The 15,567-nt window shown below is 73.2% G+C and carries 13 protein-coding genes; 3 read left to right on the forward strand and 10 right to left on the reverse strand.

The genetic code is table 11. The features are described from left to right. Positions 1-15 precede the first annotated feature (15 nt). The 4 genes from ACF09E_RS10420 to ACF09E_RS10435 form a co-directional block, all read right to left on the reverse strand. Positions 16-648, reverse strand: coding sequence for a hypothetical protein (locus tag ACF09E_RS10420; protein ID WP_392204766.1), 633 nt, complete (start codon positions 646-648; stop codon positions 16-18). A gap of 249 nt (positions 649-897) precedes the next feature. Next, complete coding sequence (locus ACF09E_RS10425; RefSeq protein ID WP_392204767.1) at positions 898-1,200, reverse strand: hypothetical protein; 303 nt, start codon at positions 1,198-1,200, stop codon at positions 898-900. 118 nt (positions 1,201-1,318) lie between these two features. Beyond that, positions 1,319-2,626: a M14 family metallocarboxypeptidase gene (locus tag ACF09E_RS10430; protein WP_392204768.1), complete on the reverse strand. Its 1,308-nt coding sequence runs from the start codon at positions 2,624-2,626 to the stop codon at positions 1,319-1,321. Between the two features lie 19 nt (positions 2,627-2,645). Then, positions 2,646-4,718, reverse strand: a complete 2,073-nt coding sequence (locus ACF09E_RS10435; RefSeq protein WP_392204769.1) for a Xaa-Pro dipeptidyl-peptidase — start codon at positions 4,716-4,718, stop codon at positions 2,646-2,648. Positions 4,719-4,943: 225 nt separating this feature from the next. On the opposite strand from ACF09E_RS10435, the gene ACF09E_RS10440 reads away from it, so the two are divergent. Then, the gene (locus ACF09E_RS10440; RefSeq protein ID WP_392204770.1) at positions 4,944-6,485 is read left to right on the forward strand and encodes a M1 family metallopeptidase; all 1,542 of its coding nucleotides are present in this window, start codon (positions 4,944-4,946) and stop codon (positions 6,483-6,485) included. A 92-nt stretch (positions 6,486-6,577) separates the two neighbouring features. Here ACF09E_RS10440 and ACF09E_RS10445 read toward each other — a convergent pair whose 3' ends face one another. Then, positions 6,578-7,459: an oxygenase MpaB family protein gene (locus ACF09E_RS10445; RefSeq protein WP_392204771.1), complete on the reverse strand. Its 882-nt coding sequence runs from the start codon at positions 7,457-7,459 to the stop codon at positions 6,578-6,580. Positions 7,460-7,556: 97 nt separating this feature from the next. Beyond that, entirely contained in the window at positions 7,557-8,045 is a 489-nt protein-coding gene (locus tag ACF09E_RS10450; RefSeq protein ID WP_361852339.1) for a hypothetical protein, read from the reverse strand. Between the two features lie 158 nt (positions 8,046-8,203). Between ACF09E_RS10450 and sph the strand changes: the two genes are divergently transcribed. After that, entirely contained in the window at positions 8,204-9,208 is a 1,005-nt protein-coding gene (gene sph / locus ACF09E_RS10455) for a sphingomyelin phosphodiesterase (protein WP_392204772.1), read from the forward strand. Positions 9,209-9,247: 39 nt separating this feature from the next. On the opposite strand, the gene ACF09E_RS10460 is transcribed toward sph, so the two are convergent. Further along, positions 9,248-9,769: a hypothetical protein gene (locus ACF09E_RS10460; protein ID WP_392204773.1), complete on the reverse strand. Its 522-nt coding sequence runs from the start codon at positions 9,767-9,769 to the stop codon at positions 9,248-9,250. A gap of 339 nt (positions 9,770-10,108) precedes the next feature. On the opposite strand from ACF09E_RS10460, the gene ACF09E_RS10465 reads away from it, so the two are divergent. Then, on the forward strand, positions 10,109-10,846 hold the full coding sequence (locus ACF09E_RS10465; protein WP_392204774.1) for a MerR family transcriptional regulator: 738 nt from the start codon (positions 10,109-10,111) through the stop codon (positions 10,844-10,846). A gap of 34 nt (positions 10,847-10,880) precedes the next feature. Here the strand turns inward: ACF09E_RS10465 and ACF09E_RS10470 are convergent, their stop codons facing one another. The 3 genes from ACF09E_RS10470 to ACF09E_RS10480 form a co-directional block, all read right to left on the reverse strand. Beyond that, entirely contained in the window at positions 10,881-13,055 is a 2,175-nt protein-coding gene (locus ACF09E_RS10470; RefSeq protein WP_392204775.1) for a 3-hydroxyacyl-CoA dehydrogenase NAD-binding domain-containing protein, read from the reverse strand. Positions 13,056-13,102: 47 nt separating this feature from the next. Then, complete coding sequence (locus tag ACF09E_RS10475; protein ID WP_392204776.1) at positions 13,103-14,317, reverse strand: acetyl-CoA C-acetyltransferase; 1,215 nt, start codon at positions 14,315-14,317, stop codon at positions 13,103-13,105. A 75-nt stretch (positions 14,318-14,392) separates the two neighbouring features. Then, the gene (locus tag ACF09E_RS10480; protein ID WP_392204777.1) at positions 14,393-15,544 is read right to left on the reverse strand and encodes an acyl-CoA dehydrogenase family protein; all 1,152 of its coding nucleotides are present in this window, start codon (positions 15,542-15,544) and stop codon (positions 14,393-14,395) included. Between the last annotated feature and the right edge of the window lie 23 nt (positions 15,545-15,567).

Genomic DNA, 15,567 nt, shown 5'->3' on the forward strand with positions numbered 1-15,567 from the left:
ATCCGGCCCGGCCGCTCAGGGGTGCGGGACGGCGGGCACCGCGCGGGGGCCGGCCGCGGGGGCGTCGCGCGGGGTCGTGCGGGGTCCGCCGGGGAGGCCGGTCGCGGGGACGGGCCCGGAGCCGGTCTCGGGCCGGGGCCGGGAGTCGGCCGCCGCGGGCCCGGCCCCGAGGCGCCGCAGGACGGTCAGGCGGGTCGTCCGGTCGAAGCGGTAGGGGCCGACGCCGGGGTACCCCTCGCGCTCCAGGTCCACCGAGGGGCCGGTCTGCCAGGCGAAGTCGCGCCAGACGACGTCCTGGCCGTCGTGCTCGACGACGGCGGTGACGGCTCCGCACCCGAGGTCCTCGCAGTCGGGGCAGGAGTAGACCACCCGGCGGCCGCCCGGGAGCGGGGGCGCGCCGTCGGCGTCGGGGGCGAGGAGGGCGCGGACGTGCTCGGCGCGGAGGGCCGGCGGCAGGTCGCCGGCCAGCGGCGAGACCGTGTCGGCGCCCTCGGCCCCGTGGAGCCGGTGGAGCAGCGCCCGGCCGTCGACGACGAGGTCGAGGTCCTCGGGACGGGGGCGGGGCCGGACCGGGGTCCGGGGAGGGACGCCACCGCCGTCCGGGAGGGCGGCGGGGGCGAGGTCGAGAGTCGTGTACACGGCCGGCATGCGTCCAGCATTCCGCGGCGTGGGTCCGCGTTCCATGGCTGGCCCGTCCCGGAAATGTCCCGGTCCCGGAACGGTCCCCGGCAGGGAGAGCGACGTGATCGTGGTGGGTGGCGGGGTCGTCGGTCTGAGGACCGCGGTGACGCCGGCGGAGCCGGCCGGGGCCTGAGGACGGGCACGGGGCGGGCCCGGTCCCGTCGGACCGCACCCGCCCCGTGTTTGCTCACCGGATCGTTCCCCGGTGTGCGCCCGCTACTTCCAGAGCGGCGGCTTGCTGTTGTTGTCGGCGTCCTCGCACTGGCGGGCGCGGGTCTCCAGGGCGTTGGCGCGGGCGCTGGCCTTGCGGGCCTCCGCGTGGGCGCCGAGGCCGCGGAGCTGCGCGGCGCGGTTGCGCTCCTTGGCCGCGTCGTGCCGCAGCTGGGTGACGTTGCAGGTCATCTTGGCCGCGGCCGCCGGCTCGGCGGTGATCGTCTGGCCGAGCAGGACGCCGCCGGCGAGCAGCGTCGTGGCGAGCAGCGACGTCAGGACGCGACGTGCCGTCGTGGTGGTGCGCATGGTGTTCTCCAACTTCCAGGCCCTGGGGACCTGTTCGAGGCATGGTCAGTACCAGGCGGTAACTTTACCTCGGCAAACGACGGAATCACGCCACCCCGGCCCCCCGGGCACGTGATCGTCAACACCTCTCCACAGGGCTCCCACTGACGAGGTGATAGGTGGCGCGGCCGTCGAGGAGCAGCGGGACGAGCGCGCGCCGCGACTGCGCGAGCGGGACGAAGGCGCCCGCGCCCTCCGGTCGTACGGCGACGCCGTGCAGGGCGAGTTCGTCGCCCGCCTCGGCGTACTGGGCGGCGGACAGCCGGTAGCCGCAGGGCGGATCGGCCAGGATCTCCGCCGGCTCCGGCGGGTCGTTGTCGGCGCCGCCGAGGAAGACCGGGCCCCGGTCGGCATAGCCGGCGCGCCGGGCCGCGAGGGTGGCGGCCGTGAGCGGTCCGCGCCGCTCGTCGAGGTAGGCGAAGGCGCCCTCCAGGGCGGCGTGCTGGGTGGCGACGCGGCGGCGGTGGTTGCGCGCGGGGTCGTTCTGCTCGGCCTCGTCGAAGGCGTCCACCCGGGTCTCCACGAGCAGGCCCACGGAGTGCTTGATCCCGGCGGTGTTCCGCAGGATCCGCTCCTGTCCGTCGCCGGCGACCTGCTTGAGCGGCTTGCCGGTGAGGGGGTCGGTCCAGATGCCGTAGATGCCGCTGCTGTACCCGGCGAGCCCGGCTGCGGGCCGGACGTACGCCTCGGAGAGGGTCCGTGACTCGTCGTGGACGTGCGGATCGGCGTCGAGGCTGCGCGGCCAGAGGGCGAGCAGGTCCTTGTCGTAGTAGCGGGGCGTGGCGCCGTACTCGTGGAGGTCGTAGACGAGTTCGGGCCGCCGGTCGCGGATGACGGCGGCGACCGCGCGCGCCTCGGCGGTGCGCAGGGCGATGTGGTCGCGGTTGACGTCGACGCCGTCGGCGTTGCCCCGGGTGTCGGCCTCCCGCCCGTCGGGGTTGGCGGTGGGGACGACCAGGAGGGTCGTCCGGGCGAGGAAGCGGAGGGTCTCCCGGTCCCGGTCGGTGGCGAGGTCGCGCACCGTGCGGAGGCAGGCCTCCCGGCCGGCCGGTTCGTCGCCGTGCTGGCTGCAGACCAGCAGCACGGTGGTGCGCCCGGTGCCGAGGGTGGCGAGCCGGAGCGGGCGGCCCTGGACGGTGGCGCCGACGACCCGCACCGAGAGGCGGGCGCTCGCGCGGTCCACGGCCGCGAGGAAGTCGCGCTCCTCCGCCTCGGAGGTCCACCGGGCCCCGTTGCTCGTCTCGAATCCGGTGCGCGGCGGCGGCTGTACGGGCGCGCTGCCGGCCGCCTTCGCGGGAACGGTGACGAGCGGCAGCGCGAGGAGCGCGGCGCCCGCGGCGAGGAGCAGAGCGCGCCGGGAACTCCGGTGTCCGCTGGGGGGGTTCATCGGGCGTCTCCCGTTCGGTTCATCGGGCGTCTCCCGTTCCGGGCAGGCGCGGGCCGGTGACGGCGGCCGGCGGTGCGGCGTCCCGCCGCGCGGGGCCGGCGGGGTGCGTCGGCGGCGGGGCCGGGTGCGGTCCGGAGGTGGCCAGGGCGAAGGCTCCGGCACCGCCGACCAGCGGCAGCCGGGCGGAGGTGCGGGCGAGGTCGAGGGTCAGGGTCGGGGTCGTCGACGGAGGGTCGAGGAGGTCCTTGTCCGTGCCGCCGACGATCAGGGCGAGGCGGTGCCCGGCCGGCACGACGTGGTCGGTGGCGGCGAGGTCCAGGGTCATCGTGTACGCCCGGCCGGGGGTCAGCGGGCGTTCCCTGCCCGGGTCGGCCCAGGTGCCGAGGTCGGCCCAGCCCCGGCTGACGACGGTGTGCCGGACGTCCGCCGTGCGGGCCTCGGTCTCCCGGTAGCAGGCGCTGTCCCCGGCGGTGCTCGCGCCCCAGCAGGTGCGGTCGGTGCGGGTGGTGATGCCCTCGCCGGCGGCGCCGTAGTCCCGGATCGTGTCCGGGCCGAGGTCCACCAGGACGGCGGTGAGGTGGGCGGTGGCGGTGGTCGGGACGGCGGTGACCGTCACCTGGGAGGAGCCGGCGATCCTGAGGTCCCGGGAGAGCGGGCGGGTGACGAACCCGGCCTTCTCGGGGGTCGCGGAGTCGATCCGGGCCGCCCAGTCGAGCTCGCCCAGGCCCGGGTCGTCGGTGAAGGTCGCGGCGGAGCCGGGGGCGGCCGGCGCGCGGCCGAGGACGCCGGGCCCGGGGGCCGAGCCCGGGGCGGGGCGCAGGGTGGTGGGGGCGGTGGTGCGCGGCGGCCACTGGCGGTCGGTGGTCCACCGGTCCGGGGCGCGCTCGATGTCGGCGACGGGTTCGCGGTCGATGCCGTTGTCGTAGCCGAGGAGGTGGTGGTCGAACCAGCGGTGCAGGGTGCGGACCCACTCGGCGCGCCGGAAGTCGAAGGGGTCGACGTGGCCGGTCTGGGAGAGCCAGATCTTCCGCTCGACGCCGTGGGCGCCGAGGGCGTCCCACCAGCGGCCGAACTGGCCGGCGCGCACGTTGAGGTCCTGCTGACCGTGGACGACGAAGACGCTGGCCTTGACCTTGGCGGCGCTCCTGACGTGGTCGCGCTCGGTCCAGGCGGGCGTGCGGTCGCCGCTGTACGGGGTACCGGCGGTGATGCGGTCCTGGACGGCGCCGCAGCGGGCCCGCGCCGCGGGGCTGTTGACGTAGTCGGAGAGCCAGCTCGGGTTCGAGTCGTACAGGGGGGCGCCCTGGGAGTGGAAGTAGTCGTACCAGGAGGAGATGGCACCGATCGGAACGATCGTTTTCAGCCCTTCGACGCCGGTGGCGGCGACGCCGTTGGCGACGGTGCCGTCCCAGCTCTTGCCGATCATGCCGACGTCGCCGGTGCTCCAGGTGGTGGCCCGGGACCGGGTGTCGCCCGTACGGGTGGTGTAGCCCCGGGCGCGGCCGTTCAGCCAGTCGACGACGGCCTTGGCCGACTGGACGTCGGAGCGTCCGCCGACGTCGTCGCAGCCGTCGGAGCGGTTGGTGCCGGCGAGGTCGACGGCGGCGAAGGCGTAGCCGCGGGGGACGAAGAAGTTGTCGTAGAACAGCGGGAGGCCGACGGGGTTCCCTTCGGCGTCGTAGGTCTTCTTCTGGCTCTCGTTGCCGCGTCCGCAGCAGGCGTAGTACGGGCTGGCGTCCATGATGACCGGGATCCTGCGGCCGGCCGCGGCGGGCTCACGGGGGCGGACGATGTCGACGGCGACCCGGTCCGTGCGCCCGTCGCCGTCGCCGTCGAGCCCGGTGTCGACCCAGACGGACTCGCGGACGGCGTCGGCGTACGAGTGGACGGGCCGGGACTCCCTGACGGATCGTCCGGCAGCCGTGGCGGGCCCGGAGGCCGTGGCGGGCCCGGAGGCCGTGGCCGGTGCGGCGGGTTCCGGGCGGGCGCCGGCGGGTGTGACCAGGGTCGCGAGCAGGGCGGCCGTGGCGGCGGTCACCAGCGTTCCGTACGGCAGTCGGGCTCCGCGGGTTCTCCGCGTTCGCATCGGCATGGGCGGGAACGTACCCCGGTCAACTCCCCTGCAAAAGAGTGCCGGAGGCGATCGGGCGTGATTCGGGTCGATTCCGGAGGCGGATGGGTTCATGTCGGCCGAATGGCGATCGTGTGACAGCGGGTCCTCTGGACGTGACGGTGCGTCGGGGCCCTGAATAGTGTCCTGGCTAAGGACCGACGACCACCCGCGCGTCTTACGTTTCTTATGACTTGGGGAGCACCCGTGCACCGCAGAATCATCGTTCCGAGCGCCCTCGCGGCCTCCCTGCTGCTGGCGATCCCGGCATCGGCGGCCGATTACGTCCCTGGGGCCCCGGGCATCGGCGACTCCTACTATCCGAACAGTGGCAACGGCGGCTACGACGTCTCGCACTACGACCTGCGTCTGACGTACCAGCCCGCCACCGACCTCCTGGAGGGCACCGCGACGATCGTCGCCACCACCAGGCAGAACCTCTCCCGGTTCAACCTCGACCTCGGCCTGAAGGTCAGCGAGGTCCGGGTCAACGGACGGGTGGCGACGTTCGCCGCCTCGGGCTCGCACGAGCTGGAGGTCACCCCGGCGACCCCGCTGGAGAAGAACAAGCCGCTCTCGATCGTCGTCCGCTACGCGGGCAAGCCCTCCGAGGTGAAGATCGACGGCTGGACGGCCTGGGCCCGGACCCCGGACGGCGGCGTCGCCGCGCAGGAGCCGGACTCGGCGGCCTGGTGGTTCCCCTCCAACGACCACCCGCTGGACAAGGCGACCTTCGACGTCTCCGTCGCCGTCCCGGACGGCACCCAGGCCATCAGTAACGGGGTGCTGCAGTCGCAGTCCTCGCGGCTCGGCTGGACCCGCTTCAACTGGCGCTCGAACAAGCCGCAGGCGACGTACCTGGCCACGCTCGCCGTCGGGAAGTTCGACATCACGACGGACCGGACCGCGAACGGGCTGCCGGTCCTCAACGCGTACAGCAAGGACCTCGGCGACAACGACGGCGCCGCCCGCGCCTCGATCGAGCGGACGACGGAGGTCGCGGAGTGGCTGGAGGGGGTCTTCGGGCCGTACCCCTTCAACGCCCTCGGCGGCTACGTGCCGAACGTGACCAGCGGCTTCGCCCTGGAGACCCAGACCCGGCCGTTCTACAGCCCTCGGCAGTTCGCCAACGGCGCGAACGTGTCGGTGGTCGTCCACGAGCTGGCGCACCAGTGGTACGGCGACAGCGTGTCGGTCCGGGACTGGAAGGACATCTGGGTCAACGAGGGCTTCGCCCGCTACAGCCAGTGGCTGTGGTCGGAGAAGGAGGGCGAGGGCACGGCGCAGGAGCTGGCGGACTACCTGTACGCCCTCCGGACCGCCGAGGACCCGTTCTGGACGGTGAAGCCGGGCGACCCCGGTCCGGAGAACCAGTTCCACATCGCCGTCTACGACCGGGGCGCGCTGGCCCTCCAGGCGCTGCGCAACGAGATCGGCGACGAGGACTTCTTCGCCATCCTGAAGGGCTGGCCGCAGAAGTTCGCCCACGGCAACGCGCGGGTGGCCGACTTCGTGCGGTACGCGGAGAAGGTCTCCGGCAAGCCGCTGGCCGAGCTCTTCGACACCTGGCTGTACGAGCCGTCGAAGCCGTCCGCCTCGACCGCGGCGGCGGCCGGCCTGGCCGCGCCGGCGTCGGGCGCCCCGGCCGCGCGGGCCGCGGCGGCGCCGAAGCCGGCCCAGCCTAAGTCGTGGAAGAAGATCGCGGCGACGAACTCGGTCCACGAGTCGGGGCGGCACGGCGACCACTGAGCGGTGCGGTGACCCGGTCCGCAGGAACCCGGGTCACCGATACGGGCCCCGCCTGCGTGCGGGGCCCGTATCGGTGCGGCCCCGGGCGGACGTCAGCGGCCGGCTCGGCGGGCGGCCTCGCGGGCCTTTCGGGCCAGCGGCAGGTAGCGCAGTCGCTCCGGCAGGACGGGGACCACCCAGCGGACCGCCCGCGCGAAGCGGCGCAGCGTCCGCTCCTGTCCGTCCGTCCAGGTGAGCCCGATGGCCGCCCGGGCGTCCGGCGGCATCAGGCCGACGGTGAAGAAGGCACGCAACCGCAGGAACGGGCGGCGCAGAACCGGCCAGAGCAGCCTGAGCGCGAGCCGGAGCGGCAGCGGGCCCCGGTCGGGGGCGGGCACGGGCTGCCCGGGGTCGAGCAGCTCCCGGACGACGACGGTCGCCTCCAGCTCGTCCGCGAGGACCTTCCGGTAGTACGGCCAGAACTCCTCGATCGTCTGCGGCATGTCCCGGTCGTGGATGCCGAGGATCCGGCCGACCTGGAGCCACTCGGTGTAGAGCTGCCGCTCCTGCGCCTCGGTGAGGGGCCGGGCGAGGAGACGGAGGCCGTGGGTGTAGACGGGGAAGCCGGTCGCGTGGACCCAGGCGTAGTAGGCGGGCGTCAGCGCGTGGTAGCGGCGGCCCCGGGTGTCCGTGCCCTGGATGTCGCGGTGCAGCCGGCGGAGCCGCCGCCCCTCGCGCGCGGCGTCCTCGCCTCCGTAGATCCACAGCTGGAGCGAGCGAAGGGAGCGCTCGCCGCGGCCCCAGGGGTCGGTGCGGAAGACCGAGTGGGCGTCGACGCCGGCGCCGATGGCGGGGTGGGCGACCTGCATCGTGAGGGCGGCGGGAAGCATCAGGAGCGCGCGGACGTCACCGGCGACGCTCCACAGCACGCCCCCGACGGGCGGCGGCGCCGGATCGGCGCCGGTGACCCGGTCGGCGGACTTCTGGGATTCCATGGGGCTCTCTCCTCACACTCCAGGCTGCACCCACGACGAAGGGGCCGTCACCCGGGCTGCTCGGCCCCTGGTGACGGCCCCTTCCGGGGAGTACGGGTCAGCCGCGGTCGGCGCCGACCGGCTCGCCGACGATGCGGGCGGCGAGGGCGTGGGCCCAGGCGTCGACGTCGGCGTTGAGCTCGCGCTCGGCGGCGGCGCGCTCCTCGGCGATCTTCGCGGAACCGGCGGCGATGATCGACTCGCGCTCGGTGTTGCCCTCGGCGCGGGCGGCGGCGATGGCGACCGAGCCCTCCTCGACGGCCTTGGCGCGGATACGGGCCGCCTCGTGGCGGGCCTCGGCCAGCTCGGCCTCGTACTGCTCGCGGATCTGCGTGGCCTCGGCGCGCAGGTCGTCGGCGCGCCCGGTGCCGCCGTCGATGGCGTCCTCGCGCTCGTCGAGCGTGCGCCGGATCTTCGGCAGGATGCCCTTCGCCAGGATGAGGAAGGTGAGGGCGAACAGCACGAGGCCGAGGATGAGCTCCGCCCAGACAGGGTTGAGCGGACCGAGGTCCATCTTGAAGACGGTCGAGTTCGAAGCGAGGGTCATGCGCGCATTCTACCTGCTAGAAAAAGCGACAATTCGGGCTACCCGGCGAGAGTTGTCGCGTTCGTGCGGGCTCGGCCAGATTCCCGGCACCCAAAGGCTACCGGAAGGTAACTCCGGCTGATTGTATGTGCCGCGCCAGCACAACCCCCCACACCCTCATGGGAGTTCCTGTGTCGTTCGCCGCGCTCCGCCGCGCCCCCGGCGCCGCCCTGTCCCTGGCCCTCGCCGCGGCCACCCTGGCCGTGACCGCCCCGGGTGCGTCCGCCGCCTCCGCCGGAGCGGCCGCGGAGGCCCCGCGCCTGAAGGTGCTCACGTACAACGCGTTCCTCTTCTCGAAGACGCTGTACCCGAACTGGGGGCAGGACCACCGGGCCAAGGCGATCCCGGCCGCCCCCTGGTACCAGGGGCAGGACGTGGTCGTGATCCAGGAGGCCTTCGACAACGCCGCCTCCGACGCCCTCAAGGCGAACTCGGCCGGCCGGTACCCGTACCAGACGCCGGTCGTGGGCCGCAGCAAGAGCGGCTGGGACGCCACCGGCGGCTCCTACTCCGCGACCACCCCCGAGGACGGCGGGGTGACGATCCTCAGCAAGTGGCCGATCATCCGCAAGGAGCAGCACGTCTACAAGGACGCGTGCGGCGCCGACTGGTGGTCGAACAAGGGCTTCGCCTACGCGGTGCTCGACGTGAACGGCAGCCGGGTGCACGTGCTCGGCACCCACGCCCAGTCCACCGACCCGGGCTGCTCGGCGGGCGAGGCGGCGCAGATGCGCAGCCGCCAGTTCAAGGCGATCGACGCCTTCCTCGACGCCAAGAGCATCCCGGCGAACGAGCAGGTGATCGTCGCCGGCGACATGAACGTCGACTCGCACACCCCCGAGTACGGCACGATGCTCGCCGACGCGGGCCTGGCGGGGGCCGACGCCCGCACCGGCCACCCGTACTCCTTCGACACCGACCTGAACTCGATCGCCTCCGAGCGCTACCCGGACGACCCGCGCGAGGACCTCGACCACGTCCTCTACCGCTCGGGGAACGCCCGGCCGGCGAACTGGACCAACCACGTGGTCCTGGAGAAGAGCGCGCCCTGGACGGTCTCCAGCTGGGGCACGAGCTACACGTACACCAACCTGAGCGACCACTACCCGGTCACCGGTTTCTGAGCCCCGGCCGACCGCTCGACGGCGGCGGGCGCGGGGCGCTCAGTACCCGTACCCGCCGCCGAAGAGGCTGTACAGCCAGGCGCCCAGCACCCCGGCGACACAGAGCAGCACCACGAAGGAGCCGAGGCTCGTGTGCCGCTCCCTGCGGGGGCGGCCGGGCCGTGCGGTGCGGGCCGCGCGGCCCGGCTTCCGCTGTCTGCCCGGCCTGCCCTGCTTCCCGGAGCCGGCCGTGCGCCCCGCACGCGCCGGCTGCGCGGCGGCGGGCTCGGCGACCGCCGCGACCTCGGCGAGCATCCGGCGGCAGACCGCCGCGAGCTCGGCCGTCCCGGCCGTCAGGTCGACGACCACCTCGGTGCGGGCGGGCGCGGTGGTGCCCCCGTCGAGGAGCCGCCCGGCACGCAGCAGCGCCTGGTCCTTGCCCCCGGTCGGACCCAGGCTTATCCAGCGGCGCACGTGCTCGCCCCGGATCACCACACCGCCGCCCCGCTCCCGGTAGACGGTGTGCTCCCGCCACAGGACTCCGGCCAACTGATCGGCCGTCTCCCTGAGTTGCGTGTACATCTGACTCCCCTGTTCCCGTTCCCCCAGTTCGAACAGCCGCAGACTCTAGCCGCCGGGACCGACACCCCGCGCCACACCCCCGGCCCGCCGCCCGTTACGCGCCGAAGTCGTACACGGTGACCGCTATCCCCCGCTCCACCAGCCGCCGGACCACTGGTGCCCTTGCCCCGCGGTGCGGTCGCGTCCCCCGGACGTAGGTGATCCCGTTCATGACGATCACGCTACGACCCGGCACTGACAACGCCCGGCGGTCTTCTACAGCTCTGGTGAGACAGCAATACTGTCCCGGTCGGCCTCAGCGGCCGGATTCGGCAGGGGAGCGGAAGCGAGGCGGCTCGGATGGACGTCGGGAGCGACGCGGAGGGCGGGGCCAGCTACACCGTCGACGAGCTGGCCGCGCGGGCCGGCGTCACGGTGCGGACCGTGCGGTTCTACGGGACCCGCGGTCTCCTCCCGCCGCCCGTCATCGGGGCGCGGCGCGTCGGGCACTACGGGCAGGGCCATCTGTCGCGGCTCGCGCTGATCGAGGAGCTCCAGCGGCAGGGGATGACGCTGGCCGCGATCGAGCGGTACCTGGAGCAGCTGCCGGCCGACCTCAGCGCCCAGGACCTGGCGATCCACCGGGCCCTGGTGGCCTCGTGGGCTCCGGAGTCCGCCGAGTGCACCACCCGGCGGGAGCTGGAGCGGCGGGCCGGCCGGGAGCTGACGGAGACGGACGTGGACCGGCTGGCCGCGATGGGCGTGCTCGACCGGACCGCCGACGAGGACACCTTCCGGCTCGACGGGTCGCTGCTCCGGCTCGGCGTCGAGCTGCTCGACGTGCCCATCGAGCACGAGACGATCCTCGCCTCCCGCACCGTCCTCCTGGAGCACGCGCGCGCCGCGGCGCAGGAGCTCTCCCGGCTGTTCCGGGACGAGGTGTGGAGCCCGTACCGGGAGAGCGGCGAGGACCCGAACCACCTGAGCGCGATGAGGTCGCTCTCGGCCCATATGCAGCCGATGGTGGTCCAGGCCCTCCTCACGGCCTTCCAGCGCTCGCTGAGCGAGGAGCTGCGGGCGGCGTTCGGGCGCCGGTGAGGGGAGCCGGCCGGGCGCCGGCTCCCCGGGGGCGTCACGCGTCGGTGAAGACCTCGCCGCGCTCGGCCTTCTCCACCAGCAGCGCCGGCGGGGCGAACCGCTCGCCGTAGGCCTCCGCCAGTTCGCGGGCCCGGGCGACGAAGCCCGCGACGCCGCCCTCGTACCCGTTGACGTACTGGAGGACGCCGCCCGTCCAGGCCGGGAAGCCGATGCCCATGATCGAGCCGATGTTGGCGTCGGCGACCGAGGTCAGGACGCCCTCCTCCAGGAGGCGGACGGTGTCCAGGGCCTCGGCGAAGAGCATCCGCTCCTGCATGTCGCGGAAGGGGATCTCGTGGCCGGGCTTCGTGAAGTGCTCGCGCAGACCGGGCCAGAGCCGTCCGCGCCTGCCGTCCTCGCCGTACTCGTAGAACCCGGCGCCGCCGCTGCGGCCGGGGCGGTCGAACTCGTCGACCATGCGGTCGATGACCGCCTCACCCGGGTGGGTGGCCCAGGTCCCGCCGGCCTCCTCGACCGCCCGCCGCGTCTCGTTGCGGATCTTGCGCGGGAGGGTCAGGGTCAGCTCGTCCATCAGGGAGAGCACCTTCGCCGGGTAGCCCGCCTGCGCGGCGGCCTGCTCGACGGAGGCGGGCTCGATGCCCTCGCCGACCATGGCGACGCCCTCGTTGATGAAGTGCCCGATGACCCGGGAGGTGAAGAAGCCCCGCGAGTCGTTGACCACGATCGGCGTCTTGTTGATCTGCCGCACCAGGTCGAAGGCGCGGGCGAGCGCCTCGTCGCCGGTCCGCTCGCCCTTGATGATCTCGACCAGCGGCATCTTGTCGACGGGCGAGAAGAAGTGCAGGCCGATGAAGTCGCCCTGGCGCCGCACGCCCTCGGCGAGGACGGAGATCGGCAGGGTCGAGGTGTTGGAGCAGAGCAGCGCGTCGGGCTCGACGACGTCCTGGATCTCCTGGAACACCTTGTGCTTGAGCGCCGTGTCCTCGAAGACCGCCTCGATGACCGCGTCGCAGCCGGCGAGGTCGCGGACCTCGGCGGTCGGGGTGATCCGGGCGAGGAGGGCGTCGGCCTTCTCCTGGGTGGTGCGGCCGCGGGAGACGGCCTTGGCGCAGAGGGCCTCGGAGTACGCCTTGCCCTTCGCGGCGGACTCGGCGGAGACGTCCTTGAGGACGACCTCGATGCCGGCGCGGGCGCAGGAGTACGCGATGCCCGCGCCCATCATCCCCGCGCCGAGGACGGCGACCTTGCGGACCGGGCGGGCCTCGACGCCCTTGGGGCGGCTGGCGCCGGAGTTGACGGCCTGGAGGTCGAAGAAGAACGCCTGGATCATGTTCTTCGCCGTCTGCCCGGTGACGAGCTCGGTGAAGTAGCGGCTCTCGATGACGGCCGCGGTCTCGAAGTCGACCTGGGAGCCCTCGACGGCGGCGGCCATGATGGCGCGCGGCGCCGGGTAGGGCGCGCCGTTGAGCTGCTTGCGCAGGTTCGCCGGGAATGCGGGGAGGTTGGCGGCGAACTTCGGGTTCGAGGGGGTGCCGCCGGGGATCCGGTGGCCGGGGACGTCCCAGGGCTGCCGGGACTCGGGGTTCGCGTCGATGAAGGCGATGGCCTTGGCCATCATCTCCTCGTGGGTGGCGGCGAGCTCGTGGACGAGTCCGTTGTCGAGGGCGCGCTTCGGCGGGTACTGGGTGCCCTGGAGCAGCACCTTCAGCAGGGCGTCGGTGATGCCCATGAGGCGGACGGCGCGGGTGACGCCGCCGCCGCCCGGCAGCAGGCCGAGGGTGACCTCGGGGAGGCCGATCTTGGAGCCCGGGGCGTCGAGGGCGACGCGGTGGTGCGAGGCGAGGGCGATCTCGTAGCCGCCGCCCAGCGCGGCTCCGTTGATCGCGGCCACGACGGGCTTGCCGAGGGTCTCGATCCGGCGCAGCGCGTTCTTGATGCCGAGGCCGCCCTCGAAGATGTCCTGGGCGTGCTCGGGGCCCGCCTGGACCATGTCCTTGAGGTCGCCGCCGGCGAAGAAGGTCTTCTTCGCCGAGGTGTAGATGATGCCGCGGATGGAGTCCTTCTCGGCCTCGACACGGTCGGCGACGGCGACGATCGAGGCCCGGAAGGCCTGGTTCATGGTGTTGGCGGACTGGTTCGGGTCGTCGAGGACGAGGGTGACGATCCCGGTCGCGTCCTGCTCCCAGCGGATGGTGGTGCTCTCGCTCATGTCTCTGCTTCTCCGTGGATCCGTGAAGAGGGGTTCGGACGGGACGGTCAGACGCGCTCGACGACGGTGGCGATGCCCATGCCGCCGCCGACGCAGAGGGTGGCGAGGCCGTAGCGCTTGTCCTGCCGCTCCAGCTCGTCGACGAGGGTGCCGAGGATCATGGCGCCGGTGGCGCCGAGCGGGTGGCCGAGCGCGATGGCGCCGCCGTTGACGTTGACCTTGTCCAGCGTGATGCCCATGTCCTTGACGAAGCGCAGGACGACGGCGGCGAAGGCCTCGTTGATCTCGACGAGGTCGATGTCGTCGATGGTCAGGCCGGCCTTGGCGAGGGCCTTGCGGGCGGCCGGCGCGGGGCCGGTCAGCATGATCGTCGGCTCGGAGCCGGAGACGGCGGCCGAGACGATCCGCGCGCGGGGGGCGAGTCCGTTCCGCTCGCCGGCCTCCTTGGAGCCGATGGCGACGAGCGAGGCGCCGTCGACGATGCCGGAGGAGTTGCCGGCGTGGTGGACGTGGTCGATCTCCTCGATCCAGTGGTACTTCTGCAGCGCGACGGCGTCGAAGCCGCCGAGCTCGCCGATGTCGGCGAAGGAGGGCTTGAGCCGCGCGAGGGAGTCGGCGGTGGTGCCGGGCCGCAGGAACTCGTCGTGGTCGAGGACGGTGAGGCCCGCGCGGTCCTTCACGGGGATGATCGAGCGGTCGAAGCGCCCGTCCTTGACGGCGGCGGCGGCGCGCTCCTGGGAGAGCGCGGCGTACTCGTCGACGTCGCGGCGGGAGAAGCCCTCGATGGTGGCGATGAGGTCGGCGCCGATGCCCTGGGGGACGAAGTTGGTCTCCAGGTTGGTCATCGGGTCGGCGAACCAGGCGCCGCCGTCGGAGGCCATCGGGACCCGGGACATGGACTCGACGCCGCCGGCGAGGACGAGGTCCTCCCAGCCGGAGCGGATCTTCATGGCGGCCATGTTGACCGCTTCGAGGCCGGAGGCGCAGAAGCGGTTCTCCTGGACGCCGGCGACGGTGTCGGGGAGTCCGGCGGCGATGGCGGCGATCCGGGCGATGTCGGAGCCCTGGTCGCCGACGGGGCCGACGACGCCGAGGACGATGTCGTCGACGGCGGCCGGGTCGAGGCCGGGGTTGCGGGTCTGGATCTCCCGGATGAGGCCGACGACCAGGTCGATCGGCTTGGTGCCGTGGAGGGAGCCGTTGGCCTTGCCGCGTCCGCGCGGGGTGCGGATCGCGTCGTACACGTACGCTTCGGTGCTCACGGGAGGCCTTTCGCGATGAGGGCGATGAGGGTGGCTGGAACGGATGGCGGAGCGGAGGGGAACGGGGGGAGGGGGTCAGCCGAGGAGGGAACGGCCGATGATCTCCTTCATGATCTCGGTCGTGCCTCCGTAGATGGTCTGGATCCGGCCGTCGGTGTAGGCGCGTGCGACCGGGAACTCGCTCATGTAGCCGTACCCTCCGTGCAGTTGCAGGCAGCGGTCGGCGACCCGCTTCTGGAGCTCGGTCGCCCACCACTTGGCCATGGAGGCGTGGACGGCGTCGAGTCCGGCCCCGTCGGGATCGCTGTGCTCCACGATGCAGCGGTCGACGAACGTCCGGGTGACGGCGCACTCGGTGGCCATCTCGGCGATCTCGAAGCGGATGTGCTGGAGCCGGGAGAGCGGGCGGCCGAAGGCCTCGCGCTCCTTGACGTACGCGGTGGTGATCTCCAGCAGGTGCTCGGCGGCGGCGATGCCGGCGACGGCGATGGCCATCCGCTCCTGGGCCAGGTTGGTCATCAGGTGGACGAAGGCGCCGTTCAGCTCGCCGAGCAGGTTCTCCTTGGGGACGCGCACGTCGTGGAAGAACAGTTCGGCGGTGTCCTGCGACTTCTGGCCGATCTTGTCGAGGTTCCGGCCGCGCTCGAAGCCCTCCGCGCCGCGCTCCACGACGAGGAGGGAGAGGCCGTGGGCACCGCCCTCGGGGGTGGTGCGGGCGACGACGACCACGAGGTCGGCGAGGATGCCGTTGGAGATGAAGGTCTTGGAGCCGTTGAGGATCCAGTGGTCGCCGTGGTCCTCGGCCGTGGTGCGGATGCCCTGGAGGTCGGAGCCCGCGCCGGGTTCCGTCATGGCGATGGCGGTGATCGTCTCGCCCGAGCAGAAGCCGGGCAGCCAGCGCCGCTTCTGCTCCTCGGTGCCGAGCGAGGTGAGGTAGGGGCCGATGATGTCGTTGTGCAGGCCGATGGCGAGTCCGGGGGTGCCGGCCCGGGTGAACTCCTCGGCGAGCACGGACGCGTAGCGGAAGTCGGGGTTGCCCCCGCCCCCGTACTCCTCGTCGACGGCGAGGCCCAGCAGGCCCTGTCGTCCGGCGGCGAGCCAGGCCTCGCGGGAGACGATGCCGTCCTTCTCCCACTGCTCGTAGTGGGGCAGGACCTCCTTCTCCAGGAAGGTGCGGACGGTGGCCCGGAAGGCCTCGTGGTCGGCGGAGTAGAGCTGGCGCTTCATGCGGCGGTCTCCTGGGTCTGGGG

This window comes from Streptomyces sp. NPDC014891, assembly GCF_043081085.1.
Taxonomy (GTDB): Bacteria; Actinomycetota; Actinomycetes; order Streptomycetales; family Streptomycetaceae; genus Streptomyces.